This window comes from Butyricicoccus sp. OF27-2pH9A (assembly GCF_027693185.1).
In the GTDB taxonomy this organism is placed as follows: domain Bacteria; phylum Bacillota; class Clostridia; order Oscillospirales; family Butyricicoccaceae; genus Agathobaculum; species Agathobaculum butyriciproducens.
Genome location: NZ_JAQEXK010000001.1, coordinates 234,446 through 256,948 on the forward strand (window position 1 = coordinate 234,446; position 22,503 = coordinate 256,948).

The window sequence follows — 22,503 nt, forward strand, 5'->3', positions numbered from 1 at the left end:
CCTTGACACGCTTATAACCTATTATAACACGAGCAAGGCCCTTTTTCACTATATTGTGTCAAGGGAATCAATAATTTTTTCAAACTGCTTCCGTTTGATCTGGATGCGGTTGCCGTTCAGGATCACCCAGCCAGCGGTGGGGTTTTCCTCGGCAAGCCGACGCAGTTTGTTTTCCCCGATCCGAAAATATTTAGACGCTTCCTCAATGGTGAGCGTGTATTTTTCCCAAATAGGCACATCGTTATTACTCATAACATGGCCCCCTTTCTTTTCAAAACAAAGGTTATTGTTGTGAAAGTGGGCAGAAAGTAACGGACGGCTGCTGGCACAGCTCCACGGGAATCTCACCCCTGCGTGGTTCTCACGCGGCCCTGCTCGTTGCCTGCGACGCTTCAAACGCTCGGACTACGACGGCAAGGGAGTATCATTGTCCTGTCTGCGCGTCGTCGCCCGCAGGCTGCCACACCTGCTTTACGGCCCGGTAAAATCGCTCCGCTTATCCCAATGAGGGAAAACCTCTTGGCGCACCTGCCGCCCGGCTCGGCGCAGACAGAATGTATCCGTCTGCCCTATGACGCGCCGCCATTGTCCTGCGGGCGTATTTGTCAAGGAGCAAAGGGGCCGCCGGGAAAACAGGCAGGCGGGGAAAGGGAAAGCCGCCTGTCTATGGCCGGGGCCTTAACCGTCAGTCGCCAATGGGACTAACGATGGAATGGATCAGCTTGATTTGCAATCGGCGCTTCATATACTCGTCAATGCAGATATGAGGCTGACCGCTGCCGTCATAGAGCGTCCGGGTACACAGCTTATTGATATAGCCGTCATAATGCTGCAAGACACGCTCCACGGCTTCGGCGTTACCGGCGCAGGCCGCGTCGATCACAAAATCAGGCAGAGGGCTTTTGCCCTTGTAACTGGATTGCTTCATCCGCGTTTAACCTCCCTCCGGCATGAACGCCATCAATTTTACACGCAGGTCTTTTAAGGTGCTTGTCCTGTGGCGCTGTACTGCGCTGCGGGACATTCCCATCAGGCGGCCAATTTCTTCGTCAGTCAAATCCAGAACAAAGCGGAGAATCAAAATACTCTGCTCGTCTTTTGGCAGGCTGGCAAACGCTTCGGCCACAAGCTCGTTGTCGATATGTAGGTCATAGCCATGCGAACTGAATGTAAAGCTGTCGCAGGAATACCGATCTACGGTCGAGAGCTTGTCCCAATCAGCCGGGGAAAGAGCGTCCAGCGACACTTCACGGTCGCGGCGGCACTTCATTTCCCGCAGATAATCTATCGCCTCATGGTACAGAACCAGCTTGCAGTAGCGGTCAAACTGGCCCCATTCACCGTATTTGCGGGGGATCGCTTCCATCTTCTCACCCCCTTTCTATGGGGGATGTGGTGGTTCTCTCCCTTTCCGCCAATAGAGCGAATGGAATCTCTCTGGCTGCCCGCTAAACGCCTCCTTTTTTCACTTTTTTGAAATTTCTTTTTGCGCCGGATAGCAGACCGCAGGAAATAACAAAATTCGCCCGGCAGATCAAAGACCCGCTGGGCGAAACAAAAAGCAATATGTTCTTTTCCTACATAGTATAGTACATACGCACAGCCGCTTGTCCCCGCTGCCGGGGGACGGCTTTTTTTGACAGGCTAACCCCTGTCGGAATTTGTCGAAGTAGTTTTCGTTGCATGGCGGCTCCCTCCTAAAGCCGCCATGCCAGAACACGGTGCAGGGGTCGTCGAAGCAAAAAGAAACGGCGGCCTTGATCTACTCAAAACCGCCGTATCCGTCAGTGATACAGGAAAGCGCACGAAATCCTCTGCCCGTCAGCGGTTTTTTTCTTTTCCCCGCTGTGGAGGCAGATGTTTGAATATGCAGGTATGTTTCATGCCGCAAAGGCCACAAAACATACCATGTTAGTCATTCAATTTGAATTAGAGTTCAATTCTTGCTTTCGATGGCTTATCTTCACAATAGATAACTTTAATCGTTGTTCCCTTGTCAGGGACTTTGTTTCCTGCGCCAATCCATTTTCGGCAGATGTAATCTTTGCCGTCTATCGTATATTTGACCTTGATAGTATGCGGAAAGGCTGCGCCATCCATCGCATGAACGCGGGTAGGTTTACGATTCACTTTTAACCACCATTGTTTTATAACTGAAATTACAGTTCCCATTGTTTCTTTTTCCATAAGTTATACCTCCAATGATATTTTTGATTGATGATACCTATTTTCTATTCAGCCTTTTCTTTGTTTGTAGTAAAAGCGGAACGCTGCTGCGCCGGTGGCCGCCAACTGTACCAGAATCAGCACAGCAAACAGACCGAAGCTCTCATAGTAGAACAGTTCATCCCAAAAATATAGTCTGTTCAAATGATGCCATTTATTGTATTCTAAATTTGTAGGTAAGCTGAACGGGTAACTTACCAAGGGATAGCGGCAACAGATGTCTATCTAACCATACTACCATTGAGATCGAAAAGTATGAATTGAAGAGTACAATAATAGGGTTGATTGAGGATCAACTTTTATTTTTTGTACCTTCATGTTAGAAGCCGTTGTGGACTATTACCTAAAAATAATAGATATAACACAAAGAGAATTATTCAATCTGTCCAAGCATAACAGGAAGGAAAAGATTGAAATTCCATAGGTAGTGGCTTCGTTGACGCGACTAAGTTCAATACGGAAAAATCGGTCTGCAGGTGTGTCAAACAGAAGACACTATTTTTTTATATCTGAGACCGATTGTTTCCGATACAATTTATGGAACATTCAGCACATCATGGACAAACCAAGTCTGAGCCGTGACCATAATGGCAAATGTGCAAATAGCAAAGAGAAGTACTTCAGCCACAGCATTGACACGGCTGGATTGAAGTTGCTTTTTCAGATTGGCAGGCAAGATTCTTGACAGCAGACAATAAACTAAAAATCCAATACAGGCTCCAGCGGTATTTGTCATCAAGTCATTGATGTCGGAAGAACCCCAGCCAAACATCTGGACAATTTCAACAGCCAAAGAAAACAGAAAGCCAGTCAATGCAACCGTCTTCATGTGATGATATTTCTTGTACAGCAGCGGCAGGAAAAATCCCAACGGGACAAACAGAATAATATTCAGAATGGTATCAATTGGCCCAGTTATCATACCGATAAATGGAGTCCAAGAAATGTTCGGGCGAAAGGTCATTGTGCTTGTAAAGCCGATGCCTGTGACGGTCAAAAGTCCGAATAAATAATAACCAAAAACAAACACTGCAGCGGTATGGAGAAAACTTTGTGTTCTCCCCAATTTTTTGAGCCACAAGAAATACAGTACGAAGACTGGAACCATAAACACATACCCACTAATTGAGCGGATGAGAATATCAGAAATTGGTATCATTATTATCTCCTTGTCAAATTCAAATTTATTGCCCATTCCAGCATTGAGCATTTTCTCATAAAGCAAACAGAATACTGTCATTAGTAACGACGGTATTCCCATAATGCTAATCGTAAGTCTAATTGTTCAATGTCGATTAGACATTCACTTTTACATTTTGGACAAAAGAGAGGAAAATTTTTAAGTACGGTATCTTCCCGAATTTTGTCGCGTGTTTTATTCCCGCAGACTGGGCAGCGGATGAACTCTGTTTTCTCCATATTGTTCACTCCGAATTGCGATCATTCTTTTTCTTATCCCGATATTTCCGTATGAGTTTATTACGGATAGGAACGCCAACACCAATCAAAAGCACAACTGCCAAAATTGTGAAATCCATACAATCACCTCACATTTCCTTATTCTTCATAACCCGAATGGACAAGAAGATTGAAACCGCATACATCACGACAATAGCAAAAACCGCAAGGAAAACGAGAAGTATCGGAGAAGATTCAACGACTGAAATAATTGAGTTCCCGATAGCTGGCATTTTAGAGAGAAGAAGTAAAGTCACCAAAAAACCGGCCACTGGAATATACATAAATACCCGTCCTTTGATTGAGCCGTACTTGTAATATCCCGGAATCTGGAACACGGTATAGAGTGCAAATAAGAATACTCCTGCAATAGCGGCAGTTACAATATCAAATACGCCAACTGTTTCACCCAGCACTTTCAAGACAAGCGGCTGTGCAATCAAAGAAATAATCAAGGAAAGAAGCCCCATTGCAAGGACAAAAACATAGCGTCCGATCACAAGCTCGCTTTTACGAACAGGTAAAATACCAAACAGACGATCCATGCTGTTTTTTTCTGTGATGGAAAAGGTATATCCCGTCGTCATGGCAATAAAGCACATAGCAAATGATACCCCTGTCAGCAAAGAACGATTGATTGCGGCAAACACAATCGGCAGGAGCAGGGTAAAGCAAATCGTCTTAAAATATGGTTTTACCAATGCAATATCTAATTTTGTGGATTTCAAAATATTACTCATAATCGTCACCTTTCTTGCTTGTAAACACTACAATTTCATCAATGGTGGCAGGATCAACGGTCAGGTTAGGGAAACCGCTAATATCTTCGGTTTTCATCAGAGCCTCAAATCCCGTAGGGAATGTACGAATACCAGCCGCCTTATTTTTCAGATCATCGGACAGTTCCTCAATTCCACCTTTTACAATGCGGAACATATCTACAAAATCATCTTTGCTGCCAGTAAAGTACAGCTCGCCATAACTGATGTAGGTAATATAATCGGCTGCACGCTCCAAATCGCCTGTGATATGGGTGGAGAACAAAACACTATGCTCGCCATCTTCAATATACTCTGAAAGAATTTTCAAAAGTTCATCTCTGGAAACCGGATCAAGTCCACTGGTCGGCTCGTCGAGGATCAGCAGCTTGGCGTCGTATGAAAACGCACAGGCAAGCATTAACTTCATCTGCATACCTTTGGAAAGTTCTTTTACCTTTTTGGTTGGTGCAATGTGAAATTTCCGTAACATATCCGCAAATTTCTGGCTGTCCCAATTTGGATAAAATACCGAAATGGATTTTTCAACCTGCGACACTTTCCAATCATCACTGAAATAATTTGTATCGAAAACAACGCCCAGCTCTGATTTTACTTTTTGTTCTTCTGCGATATTATCCAGCCCCATCACTTTGACTGTGCCACCGGTGCGCTTGAGCATATTCAAAATCAGTTTGATTGTCGTTGTTTTGCCAGAACCATTCGGGCCAATCAAGCCCATAATATATCCCTTTGGCAAAGTAAAGCTGATATTGTGAAGCTGAAAAGAATCAAAAGATTTTGAAAGATTCGTTACCTCTAAATAATTAGTCATCTGTTTTTACCTCCGTTAAAATGTCCAAAAGGCGATGTAATTCCTCTGTGGATAGATTTGCCATTCTTGCAGCTTTTATTGCTTCGGTGAGATTGTTTTCTACTTTGCAAATAAGCTGCTCCTTAATCAGTTCTGAACCAGACCCCATTACGAAACATCCACGCCCCTGCACATTTTTAACAAAGCCCTCTTGCTCTAATTCTGTGTATGCCTTTGTCACTGTTAAGACGCTGATCTTTAAGTCTTTGGCAAGTGTTCTAAGGGAGGGCAAAGTTTCTTCGGCTTGAAGCTCGCCAGATAAAATAGCCGCCTTGATCTGCTGTTTAATCTGCTCGTATATGGGGATGCCAGATACATTTGAAATAATCAGTTTCATTGCTGCATCCTCCGTGTGTTTTAACTGTTATGCTGTTTTGTATAACAGTATAACACGAGAGGCGTATCTTGTCAATATTTCAAAAAGGGGGGGTGGCAATAATTTCCTCTGCCTATGTTTCGGGATATGAATTATAAAGTTTAATCTTACTGCATATAGCAACATTCCATTGAGAAAATATGAAATATACAATGTAAATGGGTGGTGCTATATGGCAAATATCAAAGATTGTCCCGGCTTTGAAACTTTCGGCGCAGATGTAAAAGAGGCGCGGAAAGTCAAGCAGTTATCGCGTAAGACGCTGGCGGAACAGGTCAATATCGACTGGCGCTATCTTGCCAACATCGAAAATGACGGCACGATTCCCAGCCTGCCGGTTATCATACAGCTTATTAAAATCTGCGGGCTTCCCGTGGAACGGTATTTTAACCCGGAGATCATGCGGGAGGAAAGCGCACAGCGGCAGCGGGTCAGCCACAAGCTGAAACTCTGCCCGGAAGAATTTCTGCCGATCATCGAGGGCGCGATTGACGGGGCCATTCAAATTCAACAGAAGAATGACGAAACGGAGGGTGCATGACAACCCTCTGTTTTGTTTTTGGGAGGACGCAAGGCTGCGCCCTCTCTTTTTTTATGCGTTTTTCGGAAAAACCGGGATTTTGCGGGTATTTCTTTGGGGTCAGAACGCTTTTTAGGGGAAGAAGAACAAAGACAGCAAGCATAGGGAGTGTAGCCACACTCCCGGCAAACGGCTTCCCGTTTGTATCTTGGGGAAGTCCCCAAACCCCTGAATGAATGGAGGTGCGAAAGTGGCAAACCGAAAACGGAAGTTTGTGCTGCGCGTCCCGGTGACGCCGGAGGAACGGGCGCTGATCCAGCAGAAGATGGCCCAGCTTGGCACAAAGAACTTTTCTGCCTACGCCCGGAAAATGCTGATTGACGGCTATATCGTCCATATCGACACCGGCCCCGTCCGGGCGCAGACCGCAGAGCTGCAAAAGATCGGCGTCAACATCAACCAGATTGCAAGGCGTATCAACAGTACCGGGACTGTGTACGCGCAGGACTTAGAGGACATCAAGGGGGCGCTGGCACAGATATGGCAGTTACAAAGATCCATCCTATCAAGTCAACGCTGAAAAAGGCGCTGGACTACATCGAGAACCCGGACAAGACCGATGAAAAGCTGTTCGTTTCTTCCTATGGCTGTTCCTATGAAACGGCGGATATTGAATTTCAAATGCTATTAGATCAGGCGTACCAAAAGGGCAACAATCTGGCCCACCACCTGATACAAGCCTTTGAACCGGGGGAAACCACGGCGGAGCAGGCCCATGAGATCGGGCGGCAGCTTGCCGATGAAGTGTTGCAAGGCAAATACCCCTATGTGATTACCACCCACATCGACAAGGGCCATCTGCATAACCACATCATTTTCTGCGCCGTGGATATGGCGAACCAGCGCAAGTACATTTCCAACCGCCAAAGCTACGCCTTTATCCGGCGAACCAGCGACCGGCTGTGCAAGGAACACGGCCTGTCTGTGGTAAAGCCCGGCAAAGACAAGGGCAAAACCTATGCCGAGTGGGACGCACAGAAAAAGGGCAAGAGCTGGAAAGCAAAACTGAAACTTGCCATTGACGCGGCCATCCCGCAGGCCAAAGACTTTGATAGTTTTCTGCGGCTCATGGAGGCGCAGGGCTATGAAGTCAAACAGGGCAAGTTTATTTCATTCCGCGCTCCCGGACAGGAACGCTTCACCCGCTGCAAGACCTTGGGGGAGGATTACACCGAGGAACGGATCACCCAGCGGATCAAGGGCATTGCCATTGACCTGGGGTCGCGCAGAAGAAGCGCCGGGGAAATCTCCCTGCGGATTGCCTTGGAGGACAGTATCAAGGCCCAGCAGTCGGCGGGCTATGCGCGGTGGGCGAAGCTGCACAACTTGAAGCAGGCCGCCAATTCCTTAAACTTCATCACAGAACACCAGATTGACAGCTACGAGGGCTTGGAAAGCAGGCTGGCCGAGATCAGCGCGGCAAACGACGCGGCGGCCTCCGCCCTGAAAGACGCGGAACGCCGCCTTGGGGATATGGCGCTGCTGATAAAAAACCTCTCCGCCTACAAGCAGCTCCGGCCTGTGGCGCTGGAACTGCGAAACGCCAAAGACAAGGCCGCGTTCCGGCGGCAGCATGAAAGCCAACTGATCTTGTATGAGGCGGCGGCAAAGACGCTCAAAGAGGCCGGGGTCACAAAGCTCCCCAACCTGTACGCCCTCAAAACCGAGTATAAAAAGCTGGACGCAGAACGGGAACGGCTGTCCGCACAGTACAGCGAAGCAAAACAGAAATTGAAAGAATACGGCATTGTCAAACAGAATATAGACAGCATTTTGCGGACAGCGCCGGGAAAGGAGCATACGCAGGAACGATGAACATACCGAGAATGAGTTACCCCCAATACCGCAAGGCACGCAGGCTCACCCATGAGTGCTGCAACTACTGTAACGGAAACTGCCTCCTGCTGGACGATGGGGAGGAATGTGTCTGTGTGCAGAGTATTTCCTATTCGCTGCTGTGCCGGTGGTTCAAGGTAGCCGTCCTGCCGCTGGACGCGGCCCTGTGCGCCGAGATCACCAAAGGCCGGGACGAAATCAAACGCTGCGCCGTCTGCGGGGCGGCGTTTACTCCCAACTCCAACCGGGCTAAATACTGCCCGGATTGTGCGGTGCAGGTGCGCCGGAAGAAAGAGGCGGAACGCCAGCGGAAAAGATACCTCCTGTCTACGCATTTAAGGCGGTAAAAGTCCACGGAAATCAAGGGTTTTTCCGCATGGTCGGCAGGCAGGTGGATAAAGTTATCCTGTTCCCCTTAAAACGGGGTTCTAAATGCGGGAAAATGGACAAAAAAGAAGCGCCGGGCGCAGAGGCTTTGACACCTCCGCGCCCGGCGTTTTTTCAGCCTATTAACTGATCTACATAGGTAATCAGGGGATGCAGTTGTTTCAGGCGAAACATCTCAAATAACTTATCTGAACTTACCCATTGAACATCTACAACTTCTGTTTCCTGTAAACGCATTTCTTCAATCTTTATATCCCTATGAAACAGCCAAACATCGTAAAAATCCTGCACATTTTCCCGTCTGGTCTGATAAATCAATTTTTCACTTCCGGGAGTAAGCAGTATTCCTAATTCTTCTTTTACCTCTCGGATTGCTCCTTGCAAGCTGGTTTCCCCGGAAAATACAGAACCACCCGTACATTCCCAATAAAGAGGGTATTGCTTTTTCGGATGCCGCTGTGATAAAAGATACTGCCCCTGCTGGTTGACGATCCATACACTCACAGATAAATGATACAGCCCTTTGGGTATGATTTCTCCACGGCACATTGTTATTCCAGACTTTTCCCGTTTTGCATTATATAAATCCCATTTTTCCATTTTCATACCTCTTTGTGTGGGATCGGTGCTTGCCGAAAATCAAGTAAGTAAATATCCGCAATCCTTTCTATTTCTGTACGCTGATCTGCGGAATACTTATCATAAATCCCACCTGCTAACATACGGGCTGCCTTTGCGCTTTTAATTGCTGGAAGCACATCATCAAACACAATACAGTGTTCAGGTGCAACCCCTAATTTTCTTGCGGCCAATTCAAAGACATCCGAATATTCTTTTCCCCGCTGAACCTCATCTGTTGAACATAGAGCGTCAAATAATTCTAAAATAGAATTGTTCTTTAAGCATGGAATATAGAGCTTTTCCGGCAACCCCGTAGCAACTGCAAGTTTTATTCCATGTTCTTTTAAGCGCAGAAGATAATCAAGGGCATGGGGCAGCAGACCGACATGGTTACTGTATTCCTCGACCGCCATATTATTCCATTCCTCAATAATTCCCTCTACCGTTTCCTGCAATCCAAAAAGATCAATGGTATATTGTGCGGCTTCCTCAAAACTCCTTGCACATATTTCAGTTACATAATTTTCCGGGACGGGAAGATTTCTCTTTTTCAAAAACTGAATATCTATATGCTCCCATACATCCATTGAATCCAGAATTGTTCCATCTAAATCAAAGATTGCCGCATTAAAATCCATTTTTCTTTTCCTTTCCGCAAAATAAATCTTTCAGTTCCGCAGCAGCAGCTTTTATATCAGACTGCGCTATGATGGCAGATACAACAGCCAGCCCGTCAATTCCCATGGGCTTGAAACGCCCTGCATTTCCCTTATTGATACCGCCAATAACAACTATCGGCAAAGAAACGGCTGCGCGGATTTTCTGTAATTCTTCCATTGATACAGAATCAGCGTCGGTTTTAGTTCCAGTAGGGAACATTGCGCCAACTCCCAAATAATCTGCACCATCCTGTTGTGCCTGTATTGCTTCTGCAATGGAAGATGCAGATACTCCCAACAGCATATTTTCCCCAATTACTTTGCGGACGGCAGCCGCAGGTAAATCATGCTGTCCAATATGTACCCCCGTAGCCTGCACAGCCATTGCAATATCTATCCGGTCGTTTATGATAAGGAGAATATGGTATTTATCCGTAACCTGTTTCACGGCAACAGCCTGATTGTAAAATTCTAATGAGGACAATTCTTTTTCTCGGAGTTGTATCATTGTGCAGCCTCCTAAAATTGCCTGTTCTACCGCTTCTGTCAGGCTATCGCAGCTCATTAGTTGACGATCAGTAACAAGATAAAGTGTATAATCAAAGTTCATTTTGCACCTGCCTATTCTTTAGATAAACCATGCTGATACAATTCGTAGAAATGGTGCGTCGGGCCACAGCCTTTTCCAATCGCAAGAGAGTGTTCGATTGCCATTGTGACATAAGCCTTTGCAGATTCGACTGCAAGCGGAACACTTTTTCCCTTTGCAAGCTGGGAAGCGATTGCAGAAGAAAAGGTACAGCCTGTCCCATGAGTATTTTTCGTATCAATGCGGGATGTTTCAAAATGGTAGAAATTTTCTCCATCAAATAGGACATCAACAGCATTTCCTATATGATGTCCACCCTTGACAACAATCGCCTTACAACCCATGGCATATATTTTTCTTGCGGCAGCCTCCATATCCGAAACTGTGGAAATCTGCATATCCGCTATTTTCTCTGCCTCTGGAATATTCGGAGTAAGTACATCGGCCAGTGGAATTACTGTGTCTATCAAGGTGGAAACCGCCGTAGGATTCATCAATGGGCAGCCATTTTTGGCATACATAACCGGGTCGATTACGACATTTTGGGGCTTATATTGTAATAGTTTCTTTGCCACCGCTTTCATACATTCTGGTGTAGAAAGCATACCGATTTTTACTGCGTCCACTTCAATATCTTCAAATACGGCGTCAATCTGTTTTTCAATCATATCCGGGGTAATATCTTGGATGTCGATAACACGGCTGGTGTTCTCTGCAACAACAGAAACAATAACACTCATTCCAAATACACCGTGAGCAGAAAAAGTTTTCAAATCAGCCTGAATACCTGCACCTCCGCTGCAATCTGATCCGGCAATGGACAATACTTTTTTCATTTTGCATTTTCCTCCATTCTCTCGTTCCGATAGGCCATCTTCCAAAAAGCAAGCTCTAACAAACTTGCTTTTTCAAAAATATCAGCCAGATACTTTTTATTTGCTACTGATAACCCGGCACATTTATGCTCTGCAAAAGCAGACCATTCTTTGCAGCTTTCTGCATATTGTTCATCCGCATAATCTTTGATAAAGTCCCAATATCTTGACTGTCTGCTTGTAGGAACAGCCGCCAATTTGCGGAATATATAGCTGTAACTTAGCATACAGGGAAGAACCGCCATTAAAATTTCTTCATTCTTTCCATGTGACGCAATCTCAAACATGAAATCAATGTAATTTTGATTTTCAGGCAAAGGGGCGATCAGTTCAATATCATCATCTGTTATGCAAAATTGCTTTAGATAATCCAGCCGCACTTCCGATTCCGTATCATTTACAAAGTTCAGCATGGAGTAGTAAAGCTGAATTTCTCTTAATGTAGCAGCATGAAAAATTGCCTTTCCGTATATGCGGGCATAGTTTTTCAGATAGATACTATCCTGAATCATATATCTCTTGAATTTTTCAAGAGGTAGCTTTCCAGTTTGCACTTCCTGCACAAATGGGGTAGCTGCACATTCTTCCCAAATGGGGATGTTGTGGGTTAAGATGTCTTTCATAAATGCCATGTTTGATCCTCCTAAGATAAAAAAATAGAGCCTCTAAAACAATTAGAAGCTCTTTCAGACGCAATACGAGCGTAAGAAATTGCTTCCCTACGCCGGTATTAGCCGACAGGTCCAGAGGTCAGGTCTTACCTTTTTCAACTTGTTCAGTTCCCTCGCAAACACATATCATATCTTATTCAATTAAAAAAGGACATTCCCAAAACAGAGAATGTCCAAAAAATACGAATCTGTATTCTTCAGCTCCCTGCGTTGGTATTAGCCAACAGGTTCAAAGGGTCAGGTTTTAACCTTCTCAACTACAAGGTAGTCCCCCTGCTTGAGTATTATTATAGTTAAGAAGTCCCCAAAAGTCAAGTCTACGCATTTAGGGCGGTAAAAGTCCACGGAAATCAAGGGTTTTTCCGCATGGTCGGCAGGCAGGTGGATAAAGTTATCCTGTTCCCCTCAAAACGGGGTTCTAAATGCGGAAAAATGGACAAAAAAGAAGCGCCGGACGCAGAGGCTTTGACACCTCCGCGCCCGGCGTTTTGCTTATTCGTCTGTGAAGTGGAACCGCTGCGCCGCAAAGTCGGCGTCACTCATGGTGTCCAACTTATCGGCGGTCTGGCAGACCAGCGCTGCCATTTCCTTGTCCATGTCCGGCAAAGCTGCCCGGAGATTTGCCGCCGTCCTGCGGCGGTCGGCGTTGTGGTACAGACAGATCAGGTTTTCTTCTTCCACGGTGAAATACATTCCTCATACCTCCATTTCTTTTGATTTTTCCCGCGCCGGGGGCTTCTTTTTCTGCTCCTCCTTGGCGGCGGCAAGCTGCGCCCGGATGGACGGCTTCTTTTGTTTCTGCGTTGTCTTTTGGGTCTGCTTGGGCTTTTTGGCCTCCGCCTTGGTTGCCTCGGCCACATCCAAAAGGGAAATCTGTTCCCCGGCTTTTGCCCTTGCTTCCAGTTCCTCCATAGACGGGGCGTTGTTCATCATGCCGTCGATCATGTTGTAGTTCTGCTCGGTGGACATTTCCGCCGTCTTGATATGGCTTTCTGGCTGGGCGGGGATGGCAAAGGCTCTTGTGCCGTTTGCCATAATAAGATACCTGCCGTCCTCCGACTGGTGGTGGAATCCATACCCGGCGGCCTCCATCTGTTCCCGGCTCCTGTCGGTCAGATAGAAACGGCCTCTCGGCGTCTGGATTTGTTCGCCGGTCATGCACTCGTCCGGCGTGAGCTGCTTTTCCAGCTGGGCGAAAAACTCCGGCACCTGCCGGTAGTCGGCCCCCTCGTCCACATAGTAGGCGGTCTGTTTTCCATCCTGCCGGAACACCACAATATCCCCCATCGAGAGGGAATGTCCCTTGTAATCGGAGGGATGTTCCATGTTGAAGCGGCGGTAAATCTCGTCCAGTGTGATGTCCTTGTCCAGCGGCGCGGAGTAGATAAGCTGGTAATTCTTCCTGTCCACCGAAAGCCCATCCGCCTGCAATTCCTCATAGGAACGATAGCGGAAGTCGCGCCCCTCCGGGCCGGGCGGCACTTGGTAGATGGAAAAGTTGGGCTGCGCCGGGGCCTCATAGTCAGAGGCAACATATTCCTCCACCGTCAGCCCGGCAGCGGCGGCCTCCTGTTCCAGCTCTGCCTCGATCTGTTTTTTGTAGTCCTGCAAGCTCTGGTCGAAGTCGGCAAGCTGCGGCGGCTCCGGCAAGTGGTACTGGCCCTGATTGAGAAGCGGGCGGCACTCTTTTACATAGTCCAAAACCGCGTTGAAATAAGCGGTCTGTTCCGGCGTCAGGGTTTCCCCGGATCGCAGGGGACGCCGGGCCTCCTGCTCCATAGTGGCCAGATTGCAATGCAGCTCCATATATGGGACGAACTCATGCAGCAGCATATCCCGCTGGGCCTTGTCCGCCTCCCATGCCTCCGGCCCCTCATGGTGGAGCACATGGTTTTTCCAGCTTTCATCCTGTGCGTAGTATTCGTGGTAGCCCCGGATATGCTGGATCAGGGAACCGTCGCCGTCGCCAAAGTCCTGCCGTCCCTCGTAGCTGTCCGGCTGGCCCTGCATGGTAAAGTCAATACGGAACCTGGTCTTGTCGTACCAATGGCCCGTATAGCCCGGCTGCTCCCGTTCATGGCGTCTGGCGCTGTCCAGCTCCTTGAAAACGGCTTCGGCTTCATGCAGCGACATTTGCTGGCCGTCTTTCAGATGGGGGCTTTCACTCCAAAGGATCGTGACAACTGGCTCCGCTGCCGGATTCTGCGCGATCTGCCGCTGGGCGTTGGCAACGGCAATCTCACTTTCGATCTCGCTTTTCACAAAGGAATCCATCTGGCCCTTTTGCAGCTCGTAGCCCTGTTCACACAGACGGTTGATAAGCCCGATCACCTTGTCAGTATTGCCCACGGCCTCGGCATAGGCCACGATCAACTGCCGTTCCTCGCTGCCCAAACGCGGGGCGTTTTTCTCTGCCAGCTCAATCAGGGCGGCGGCCCGGTCAGCCGGGGACGCCTCCGGCATGAATGGCTTTCCATTCAAAAGGCCGTCGATCCCGTTCCATGCCTGCGGCTGGGGAATGGCGTTGGCCTGTTCGGTTGCTTCCAGAAAATCATCCAGCCTGTCGCCGGTCAGGGGTTCCATCGTCCCAGCCGGTAGCTCATGGATGGCAAGGATTTCTTTTCCGGCTTCCGCAAGGGACAGGTCGGGATTGTCAAGCTGGCCTCCGTCCAGTTCCTTGTAGTCGGGGCCGTACAGTGTGTAGTCATAGCCAGTTTCCGATGTCTGGATATACAGATATTCGCCGCTTTCCAGACGGTAGGCGGCCTCCTGCGGGGCTTTGGCCTGTTCCAGCGTTCCATCCCCGGCAATGGTAAAGCCCTGCGCCTGCGCTGCCTCCTTGGTTCCCTGCGACACTTCGCCGGTGGATTTCAAATCCGCTTCAATCAGGGTTTGCAGCATGGCTTTTACGCTGTCGGTCATTTCCTGCTGTTGCTCCGGGGACAGCTTGGAAAATACGCTGTCCGGGTCTGGCTGCTCGGCGGCCTGTTCCAGCGGCGCGGCCTGCGGCTGTTCCTGCTGGGCCTGCCGTTCTTTCTGAAGCTGGGCAAGGTGGCCGTCAATGGTGGTAATCAGTTCATGGGCGGTGGCCCGGATGGTTTCGAGGGAGGCTTTCAGCTCTTTCAAGTCCTTGCCGGAACTCCAACCGGCCACATAGCCAAAGGAATAGTCGGAGGTGTCCAGCCCGTAGTGCTGGCAGACGGCATAGGCCACGCTTTCAGCCTGCACCTCGCGGGTGCGGCTGTCGGGGCGGTCGGCCTGCTCAATGGCCGGGGCTTCCGGGTCGATGGCGTGGAGCTTGGAATGGGCGATCTCATGGATGGCAGTCTTTAGGGTCTGTAATTCGCTCATGCCCTCCTGAATGGCGATCCGCTTTTCCGTCAGGTGGTAGTAGCCGTGGGAACCGCCCGGAATATCCTCAAAACCAATGGGAACCGGGGAGGTCTGTTCCAGCGCCTTGAAAAATTCCCCGTAGCGTTCCACGCTGCCGGTCAGTTCTTCCACGCCGATAGAGGGCAGCGGTTCCCCCTCGGTCTGGCTCACATCAAAGACGGAAACGATCTTAAAGGCCGGAACCTGTATTTCCTGTACTTCGGTAACAGGCTTTCCGTCCTTTCCCATCACCGGCCTGCCCTGTGCGTCCAGCTTTTGCACTTCCTTTTTCGCCTTGAACGGGGCTGGGGCCAGTATCTTGATGGCCTTTTCGCCTTTCTTCACATTGCGGTGAAAATCGTCCCGCCACTTGTTGTAGCCCGCCACAAGCTGTCCGCCCTGCATGGCGATCAGGAGGGTGTTGTTGAAGCTGTAACTGTGGAACTTGGACATGGTGGTGAGATAGGCTTTGTAGCGTTCACTCTCGAAAAGCTCCTGTATGCCGGTTTCCAGCCGGTCGGTGATCTCTTTCATGCGCTCGGCGCTGTTCTGGCCGTTTAAGAGAATGGGGGTGACAGGCTGCGGGGCCTTTGCGGGGGTTGCCGCCTCCGGCTGCACCTTGCTTTCCTCCCGCAGAATTTCCGGCGCAGGATAGGCCATCACCCGGTATTCCTCCGGCACTGGCTGGCCCTCATGGACGCGCTGCCATTCGTCGCTGGTTCGCAGGATATAGCCGTAATCGGTAAAGGTTCCCTGTTCCTCGTTGGCGATAAAACTTCCCAGCCGGTCGGTGTCAATGGCCGGTTTCCACGGGTCGGGAACGACAAACAGCCCGGAATCATTCAGATAATATTCCCCCAGACTGCGGTTGTCCTTGGCGTTGATTAAGACAAAACAATCGGTGTTTTCAGCGTAGTCCAAAAGCTGCCCGATGGTCTGCATTTTCGCCGGGGACTGCATGACGGCGTTCAGCTCCGCAAGCTCCACGGCGTCCAGCTTTTGAAGCTGGGCAGCAAGGAAGTTCAGTTCGTCCACGCTGGCGGTCTTGATTAAGTCCTCCGGCAGTTCCAGCGGTTTTCCCTCCGGGGCGGAAAAGTCGCCAATGAACAAGTCCTGCTGGTTGTCGGCGGTGATATGGATTTCCTTTAAGGTTTCCTGTACCTGTTCGGCGGAAGTCGGCAGGGAAAGCCAGTACCCATGCGGCCCGCCGGTCTGCGCCTCGGCGCGGTTATCAAGAAAAATGGAAAATACTTCGTTCACGGGTTCCCTCCTTTCCGGGGTGGCTGTGGTCTGTTGCGGCTGTGCGGCTTCCTCCTGTGTGGGAAGTGCTGCGGCTTTTGCCGGTTCCTCCCCCTCGATGGTATAGCCGGGGAGCAGGCAGCCATTGACCTTAAAACAGTCGGCGTATTCCTTGGGGATGGCCGGGGAAATTTCGGTAAAGTAATGGTCGTGGGCTTTGATCCGGCCATTCAGGTACTTGTCCAGTTCTTCCCGGCTGGAAAAGACTTTCCGTTCCTGTCCGGCGATCTTTTCCATCGGGTTTCCGTGGGGCGCGTTGGTATAAAGACCCCAGCGGAGCGTCCACGAGTAGGGGACGGATTTTTGGGCGGCGCTGTCATACCGGGTGTTCTCGGAAATGGAGTAATCCATCTGGTAAACCATGTTGCTGCGGATATGGCGGTATTCGTCCGGGGCCTCCCACTGGTTTGCGGTGTGGGTGACGGGAAGCGTCCGGGCATATTCAAGGGCTTTGTCCAGAAACAGGGTTCTTCCGGCCTGTTCCTCCCATGCGGCGGCCTGTTCTTTCAGGCGGTCAAACACTTCCTGTTCTGCGGCGGCGCTTTCCGCCCGCAGGGAAAGAAGCTCCGCAAGGGGCAGCTTTACCATTTCGGAAAGATCGGCCTTGCCGCTTTCAAAGTAAATCCGACGCTCGATCCGCATAGTGCTGGCCGGTTCTAAATCGTCGTGGTCGTAGGAGCTGTAAGACATTTTGGGTTCACATCCTTTCTATGGCGGTGATCTGATACAAGGGGTTTGGGGCTTCCCCAAAGAGAAAATCCCCGGCCCGGCAGGTGCGCCGGGTCAGGGATTTTGCCGGGAGTGTGGCTACACTCCCTATGCTTGCTGTCTTTAGTTTTTGCCCCTCTGTTCCACGCGGTAGTTCACATACTTGCCGCCGGTATCGGCCAAAAGCACCGTCCCGTCATAGGTTTTGCCGGTTTTCATGGAGCGCAGACCCTTTACCTTTGCCTTTCCGTCTTTAAGGAGCGCGGCGGCGATCTTCGGGGTGAACGCCTTGCCCCGTTCCTCAAAAAATCGGTCATTCTTCCACATGACAAACTGGCAGCTCCGGTTTCCGCAGTAGTAGTTCTTTTTGCCCTCGTAGACGCTTTCCCCGCAGCGCGGACATTTGCCGATAACCACACGCTCGGTTTGAAACAACTTCTGTGCGTCCTCGCTGATCTGGGAGTAGTTTGCGATCAGGCCCCTTGTCATTTCTGCAATGTCCTGCATGAAGCCCTCCGGGTCGGCCTGCCCCTTGGCAATGGCCGTCAGCTCCGTTTCCCACTGTGCCGTAAGCTGGGGAGAGGTCAGCACCTCCGGCAGCACGCAGGCAAGGTTATGGCCGTCCTTGGTGGGAAGTAGCTGTTTTCCCCTGCGCTCCACAAAGCCCATCTGCACCAGCTTTTCTAAGATGGAGGCGCGGGTGGCCGGGGTTCCCAATCCCGGCCGCTCGGCGTCCTCCGGCAGATCGTCCGCACCGGCGCGCTCCATAGCGGAAAGCAGGGTATCTTCCGTGTAGGATTTTGGCGGTGCGGTGAAATGCTCGGTGACGGCGGCAGTTACCTTGTCAAAGGTCTGTCCCTCGGTGATCTCCGGCAGTTCCCGCGCAGACTCCGGGGCGGTGTCGTCGGCGTCTGTTTTGAACGACGCCTTAAAGCGGCGGTCAAGTTCTTTCCAGCCGGGGGTCAGGATGGTTTTTCCCTTGGCGGTAAAGGTGTTCCCGGTACAGGTGAATGTAGCGGTGACAGCTTCATACACATGGGGTGCGGCCACGGCGCACAGCAGCTTGCAGCACACAAGGGACAGCAGTTTCTTTTCGCCCTCGGCCAGCCCGTCAAAGCCTTTCTGCACAAATTCCATTGTCGGGATAATGGCGTGGTGGTCGTTCACCTTTTTGCTGTTCAGCACCCGGCCAAACTGCGGGGACAGGTCAAGCCCCGCCGCAAAGGAAAGCAGCGGCCACAGGCCGGACACAAGGCTTTCCGCCGTTGGCAGCATATCATCGGTCAAATACTGGCTGTCGGTGCGGGGATAGGTCAGCAGCTTCTTTTCGTAAAGCTGCTGGGCATAGTCAAGGGTCTGCTTGGCGGTAAATCCAAACAGGCGGTTTGCCTCCCGCTGCAAGGTAGTGAGGTCATAGAGGCGGGGCGGCTGCTCCGTCTTTTTCTCACGCTTCACCGATACACAAACGGCCTGCGCCGTTTCACAAGCAGCTTTCAGGGCCTTGGCGTCGGCAGCGTTTCCCATGCGTTCACTGGCCGCCTCCATGCCGCCCGCCGCGATCTGGACGATGTGGTATTTCTCTTTCTGAAAGCTGCTGATCTTGGCCTCCCGGTCAACCAGCATTTTCAGGGTCGGCGTCTGGACACGGCCCACGGTCAGGGTCTTGTGGTAGAGGATGGAGAAAAGTCTTGTCGCGTTGATCCCCACCAGCCAATCCGCCTGCGCCCGGCAAAGGGCCGACTGATACAGGTTGTCGTAGTCAGCCCCCGGTTTCAGGTGGGCGAAGCCGTCCTTGATGGCCGCGTCCTCCATGCTGGAAATCCAAAGGCGCTGAAACGGTTTCTTGCAGCCTGCCATCTGGTAGACGAAACGGAAAATCAATTCCCCCTCGCGTCCGGCGTCGGTGGCGCACACAAGGCCGGTGACATCGGGGCGCGCCATCAAAGAACGCAGGGTGTCAAACTGCTTTTTCTTATCGTCGGGAATGATGTACTGCCATTCCTGCGGCAGAATCGGCAGGTCGTCATAGCGCCATTTTTTGAAACGCTCGTCATAAGTCCCGGCGTCGGCAAGGGAAACAAGGTGGCCGATACACCAGCTCACCAGATAGCCGTTCCCCTCCATGTAGCCGTCCTGTTTCTTGTCCGCGCCGATCACACCCGCAATGCTGCGGGCGACGCTTGGTTTCTCTGCAATTACTAACTGATAGCTCATACTTCATCCTCCTCATTTCCATCTTCACCTGTCATATCCTCGTCCGGCTCCGGGGCTTCGTCCTCGTCGTCCTCGTCCTCTCCAAAGTCATACTCGGCCAGATCGTCATTGCCTGTGGTGTCAACTTTTTCCTTTTTGAATTTCAGGAAGTAAAGGGCTGCGCCGCCGCCCAACAGCACCACCACAAAGAACACCACAAGGCCGCCCATGCCGCTTGGCTTTTCCTCCTGCGGCTTTTCTTCCTCCGGCTGGGGTTTAGGCTCCGGCCCGTTGCAGGCGGTCAGGTTGTTTTTACAGACCGGGCAGGCCGTATTGACGGCCCCGGCTTGACACTTGGCCGTACAGTTGCAGACCTCCGGCTCTTTTTTCCCGTCCTCCAACAAGGCTTGCAGGTCGGCGTCGTCCACTTGGTTGAGGAAATGCACCGCCGTTTCCTTGTCCTCGTTGGCCCGGTCGATCAGGATATAAAAATAATTCCCGGCCTTGGTGGTGACGGTGATAAGCTGCTTATCCCCGAAAAAATCATCCACCAGCGTAGCGTTGCCCTGCGGGGTGACGGGTACGCCCACCGGCTCCATGCCGCCGGTGGTAGGTTCTTCGGTTTCCTCCGGCACTTCTGCGGGGGCCTCGGTGGTTTCCGGCAGCGGCACAGGGTCAGGGTCAGCGCCCCCGGCGTAGGCGGTAACGGTCGTGGTCGCCATGCAGAGCGCAGCGGCCACAGCCAGCGTCAAGGTGCGGAACAGTTTAGATTTCTTCATGGGCGCTGTCCTCCTGTTCAAAGTCCGGGATCGGGGCCGGGGCCGCCTGCAACGCGCCGCCGCGCACAAAGGCGGCGAACTCTTGTGGGGTCATGTTGAGGCCGCGCACAAGCTGGACGATCTGCAAGTTTTCCTGTTCGGTCTTGGCCGCTTCCAGCTCCCGAAGCTGCTTTTGCAGCTCCGCGATCTTGCCCTTGGTTTTCTCAATATCCTTTTCAATGCGCTCCAATTTGTTCATTGCCATAGTCAAAAACTCCTTTCTGGCGTTTAAGGCAAACGCCCGTAACAATAAAAATGCTGCTGCCAGTAGCTTGAATTGAGGTTTGTGTAGGAAATGGGGTCGCCGCAGTGCAGCATGACCGAATTTCCCACATACAGCCCCACATGGGACATCCCGGCAGTGTCGTAAGTGCCGACGAAAAATACAAGGTCGCCGGGCTTGGCCTGCTCCGGGGAAACGGGGGTGCAGATGTTGTAAAGCCCCTGCGCCGTCTGGCGTCCCACATTCCAGCCGGAATGATTGATAACCCAGCTAATGAAACCGGAACAATCAAAGCTGGTGCTTGGGGAGCTGCCGCCCCACACATAAGGATAGCCCACATACTTTTCCGCCTCGGCAATCATGGCGGCAAAGGCTTCGTCCTTTAGCGCCTCTGGAGGAATTTCATAGTAGGTCGGCTCTTTCGGGGTGGAGGCGTGGGGATAACTGCCGTTGGGAAACAGGTCTGGCCGGTTGCCCAAAGTCTGCATATAGGCAGCATAAAAGCCCATCTGTTCCTCGGTGAGAATGTAGATGGGCAGGTGGGACAGGTCAAAGTTTTCCAGCTTCACATTACAGATATAGTAGGTGTAGGGGACTTCCACAGTGTAGGTGTTTCCCTCGCTGTCCGTCCTCGTTTCGGTGCGGTAGCGGGTTTCCGTTTCGATGGTCTGGGTCAGGATGTACTGCTTTTCAAAGAGCATGGCAAGGTCGCCCTGTACCTCTCCCAAAGTGAACACGCCGTTATGCAGCGCGGAGAGGATGGAGGTCAGCACATAGGGGTCATGCTTGATCTCGTCCAGATCGAAACGGTATTCGTCATAGCCGGGGTGCAGGCTTTCGTAGTTGTCAAGTTCATGCTGCAAGTCTGCTTCCAGCGCGGCATAGGCGGCTTCGGCCCCCAGCATATCGCTGTCCTCGGAGAGATAGGAGGTGGCGGCAAGGCCCGTCCCGGTGCTGCCAAACATGGCGGTGCAGGATTGCAGGCCGCCCATCACCAGCAGGAGCATAAGGCCCACGCCGCCGACGATCAGCGCCCCTTTCCAGTGCCGGGCGGCAAAGGACGCGGCCTGTCTGCTTTTCTCTGCGGCTTTCTTGGCTGCGGCAGCCGTGGTCTTGGCGGTGCCTGCCGCCCCCTGTGCGGTCTGACCCGCCGCCCTTGCTGCCTTGGCATATTCCCGTTTGATGTGCTGTTTCTGCCAGAAACGGGAAACGGGGTTCTTTGCCGCCTGCGCCAGCTCCGGGTTGTCCCGCAGGGATTTTTGATACGCAAACTCGGCGTTGGCGGCGATGGACTTTCGCTCGGCCTTGGCGGCGGCCCGGTAGGGTTTGAGCTTGTGGCGATGGACGCCGCTGCGGATCATGCGGCCCGCCTGCCGTTCCGCCAGTTCCTCCCCCTTGTGGCCGCCCTCCACGCCCACATTTTCGTGTTCTACCTCATGGATTTTTCCGTGGAGGTAAAGCCCGGCTTCCTGTATGGGACGGCTGGCCGGGTTTGGTTTGAGCTGGGGAGGGGCTTTCTCCACCTTGTCAAAATACAGCCTGCTTTTGGCCTTGCCCTTGGCCTCGTCATAGACGGTTTCCTTGGTGACGACGCGCTTTTTCGGCAGAGCTTCTTTGGCCGCTTCCAGCTTATCCGCCCGTTTTTCTGCCTTTTTGATATACGGGGCCAGCTCCGGAGAGGCCCGTTCCTCGGCGGTAAACTGCAACCGGGAAACAGGACCAGTGGCCTGCGCCACAGTTTCCCCGGCGTCCTTGGCCACTTTCTTTGCCTTGTGGCGGTCGTGCAGTTCATCCGCCCGTTCCAGTATTTTTTCCGCCGCCCCCTCCGGCTGGGCGGTGTATTCCTGCTCGGCCTCCCGGCTGGACACATTGACGCTTTCGCCGGTGGTCTGGTTATCCAGCGTCAGGCCGTCGCGGGTCATGTGCTGCGTTACCTTGTCGCGGGGTTTTAAGGGTTCCATGACTTCACCTCCTTGTGCC

The 22,503-nt window shown here is 51.3% G+C and carries 25 protein-coding genes and 1 riboswitch; of the genes, 4 read left to right on the forward strand and 21 right to left on the reverse strand.

Features of this window, described 5'->3' with window-relative positions:
• Window positions 1-48: 48 nt before the first annotated feature.
• The 10 genes from PG722_RS01090 to PG722_RS01135 all read right to left on the reverse strand — a co-directional run bounded on the left by PG722_RS01090 (window position 49) and on the right by PG722_RS01135 (window position 5,653).
• On the reverse strand, window positions 49-252 hold the full coding sequence (locus tag PG722_RS01090; protein WP_009296579.1) for an excisionase: 204 nt from the start codon (window positions 250-252) through the stop codon (window positions 49-51).
• A gap of 433 nt (window positions 253-685) precedes the next feature.
• Window positions 686-928: a helix-turn-helix domain-containing protein gene (locus PG722_RS01095; protein WP_004611627.1), complete on the reverse strand. Its 243-nt coding sequence runs from the start codon at window positions 926-928 to the stop codon at window positions 686-688.
• A 6-nt stretch (window positions 929-934) separates the two neighbouring features.
• Window positions 935-1,366, reverse strand: a complete 432-nt coding sequence (locus tag PG722_RS01100) for a sigma-70 family RNA polymerase sigma factor (RefSeq protein ID WP_015554803.1) — start codon at window positions 1,364-1,366, stop codon at window positions 935-937.
• A gap of 563 nt (window positions 1,367-1,929) precedes the next feature.
• Window positions 1,930-2,187, reverse strand: coding sequence for a DUF3592 domain-containing protein (locus tag PG722_RS01105; RefSeq protein ID WP_270579408.1), 258 nt, complete (start codon window positions 2,185-2,187; stop codon window positions 1,930-1,932).
• 48 nt (window positions 2,188-2,235) lie between these two features.
• Entirely contained in the window at window positions 2,236-2,370 is a 135-nt protein-coding gene (locus PG722_RS01110) for a hypothetical protein (RefSeq protein WP_256186109.1), read from the reverse strand.
• 391 nt (window positions 2,371-2,761) lie between these two features.
• Window positions 2,762-3,451 (reverse strand): VanZ family protein, encoded by a 690-nt coding sequence (locus PG722_RS01115; RefSeq protein ID WP_223385979.1) that lies wholly within the window; start codon window positions 3,449-3,451, stop codon window positions 2,762-2,764.
• A 14-nt stretch (window positions 3,452-3,465) separates the two neighbouring features.
• Window positions 3,466-3,645, reverse strand: a complete 180-nt coding sequence (locus PG722_RS01120) for a cysteine-rich KTR domain-containing protein (RefSeq protein WP_074021989.1) — start codon at window positions 3,643-3,645, stop codon at window positions 3,466-3,468.
• Window positions 3,646-3,773: 128 nt separating this feature from the next.
• On the reverse strand, window positions 3,774-4,424 hold the full coding sequence (locus PG722_RS01125; RefSeq protein WP_015542934.1) for an ABC-2 transporter permease: 651 nt from the start codon (window positions 4,422-4,424) through the stop codon (window positions 3,774-3,776).
• On the reverse strand, window positions 4,417-5,277 hold the full coding sequence (locus tag PG722_RS01130) for an ABC transporter ATP-binding protein (RefSeq protein WP_004611597.1): 861 nt from the start codon (window positions 5,275-5,277) through the stop codon (window positions 4,417-4,419). The genes PG722_RS01125 and PG722_RS01130 overlap by 8 nt, the downstream gene beginning before the upstream one ends.
• A complete protein-coding gene (locus PG722_RS01135; protein WP_015564335.1) occupies window positions 5,270-5,653 on the reverse strand; it encodes a GntR family transcriptional regulator in 384 nt (127 codons plus the stop codon). The genes PG722_RS01130 and PG722_RS01135 overlap by 8 nt, the downstream gene beginning before the upstream one ends.
• Before the next feature lie 211 nt (window positions 5,654-5,864).
• Here PG722_RS01135 and PG722_RS01140 point away from each other — a divergent pair, with 211 nt between their 5' ends.
• From PG722_RS01140 to PG722_RS01155, 4 genes are all read left to right on the forward strand, one after another.
• Complete coding sequence (locus PG722_RS01140; RefSeq protein WP_004070797.1) at window positions 5,865-6,233, forward strand: helix-turn-helix domain-containing protein; 369 nt, start codon at window positions 5,865-5,867, stop codon at window positions 6,231-6,233.
• A gap of 229 nt (window positions 6,234-6,462) precedes the next feature.
• Complete coding sequence (locus PG722_RS01145) at window positions 6,463-6,792, forward strand: plasmid mobilization protein (protein WP_002566656.1); 330 nt, start codon at window positions 6,463-6,465, stop codon at window positions 6,790-6,792.
• Window positions 6,753-8,087: a relaxase/mobilization nuclease domain-containing protein gene (locus PG722_RS01150; protein ID WP_270579409.1), complete on the forward strand. Its 1,335-nt coding sequence runs from the start codon at window positions 6,753-6,755 to the stop codon at window positions 8,085-8,087. The genes PG722_RS01145 and PG722_RS01150 overlap by 40 nt, the downstream gene beginning before the upstream one ends.
• Window positions 8,084-8,455 (forward strand): cysteine-rich VLP domain-containing protein, encoded by a 372-nt coding sequence (locus PG722_RS01155; RefSeq protein WP_112115380.1) that lies wholly within the window; start codon window positions 8,084-8,086, stop codon window positions 8,453-8,455. Before PG722_RS01150 ends, PG722_RS01155 begins: the two co-directional genes overlap by 4 nt.
• A gap of 154 nt (window positions 8,456-8,609) precedes the next feature.
• Here the strand turns inward: PG722_RS01155 and PG722_RS01160 are convergent, their stop codons facing one another.
• The 11 genes from PG722_RS01160 to PG722_RS01210 all read right to left on the reverse strand — a co-directional run bounded on the left by PG722_RS01160 (window position 8,610) and on the right by PG722_RS01210 (window position 22,484).
• On the reverse strand, window positions 8,610-9,095 hold the full coding sequence (locus tag PG722_RS01160) for an NUDIX hydrolase (RefSeq protein ID WP_233104350.1): 486 nt from the start codon (window positions 9,093-9,095) through the stop codon (window positions 8,610-8,612).
• A gap of 2 nt (window positions 9,096-9,097) precedes the next feature.
• Window positions 9,098-9,754 (reverse strand): HAD family hydrolase, encoded by a 657-nt coding sequence (locus tag PG722_RS01165; RefSeq protein ID WP_005361145.1) that lies wholly within the window; start codon window positions 9,752-9,754, stop codon window positions 9,098-9,100.
• Window positions 9,744-10,385, reverse strand: coding sequence for a thiamine phosphate synthase (gene thiE / locus PG722_RS01170; RefSeq protein ID WP_270579410.1), 642 nt, complete (start codon window positions 10,383-10,385; stop codon window positions 9,744-9,746). Before thiE ends, PG722_RS01165 begins: the two co-directional genes overlap by 11 nt.
• An 11-nt stretch (window positions 10,386-10,396) precedes the next feature.
• On the reverse strand, window positions 10,397-11,200 hold the full coding sequence (gene thiD, locus PG722_RS01175; RefSeq protein WP_004611583.1) for a bifunctional hydroxymethylpyrimidine kinase/phosphomethylpyrimidine kinase: 804 nt from the start codon (window positions 11,198-11,200) through the stop codon (window positions 10,397-10,399).
• Window positions 11,197-11,871, reverse strand: a complete 675-nt coding sequence (locus PG722_RS01180) for a TenA family protein (protein WP_112115377.1) — start codon at window positions 11,869-11,871, stop codon at window positions 11,197-11,199. The genes thiD and PG722_RS01180 overlap by 4 nt, the downstream gene beginning before the upstream one ends.
• A 224-nt stretch (window positions 11,872-12,095) precedes the next feature.
• Window positions 12,096-12,195: riboswitch (TPP riboswitch) on the reverse strand.
• A gap of 207 nt (window positions 12,196-12,402) precedes the next feature.
• Window positions 12,403-12,603 (reverse strand): transposon-transfer assisting family protein, encoded by a 201-nt coding sequence (locus PG722_RS01185; protein WP_270579411.1) that lies wholly within the window; start codon window positions 12,601-12,603, stop codon window positions 12,403-12,405.
• A 3-nt stretch (window positions 12,604-12,606) separates the two neighbouring features.
• Window positions 12,607-17,271: an LPD25 domain-containing protein gene (locus PG722_RS01190; RefSeq protein WP_270579412.1), complete on the reverse strand. Its 4,665-nt coding sequence runs from the start codon at window positions 17,269-17,271 to the stop codon at window positions 12,607-12,609.
• A gap of 141 nt (window positions 17,272-17,412) precedes the next feature.
• Window positions 17,413-19,503: a DNA topoisomerase 3 gene (locus PG722_RS01195; RefSeq protein WP_270579413.1), complete on the reverse strand. Its 2,091-nt coding sequence runs from the start codon at window positions 19,501-19,503 to the stop codon at window positions 17,413-17,415.
• Entirely contained in the window at window positions 19,500-20,261 is a 762-nt protein-coding gene (locus PG722_RS01200; protein WP_270579415.1) for a DUF4366 domain-containing protein, read from the reverse strand. The genes PG722_RS01195 and PG722_RS01200 overlap by 4 nt, the downstream gene beginning before the upstream one ends.
• Complete coding sequence (locus PG722_RS01205) at window positions 20,248-20,505, reverse strand: DUF4315 family protein (protein ID WP_003509287.1); 258 nt, start codon at window positions 20,503-20,505, stop codon at window positions 20,248-20,250. Before PG722_RS01205 ends, PG722_RS01200 begins: the two co-directional genes overlap by 14 nt.
• 23 nt (window positions 20,506-20,528) lie before the next feature.
• On the reverse strand, window positions 20,529-22,484 hold the full coding sequence (locus tag PG722_RS01210; RefSeq protein WP_117440190.1) for a C40 family peptidase: 1,956 nt from the start codon (window positions 22,482-22,484) through the stop codon (window positions 20,529-20,531).
• Window positions 22,485-22,503 lie beyond the last annotated feature (19 nt).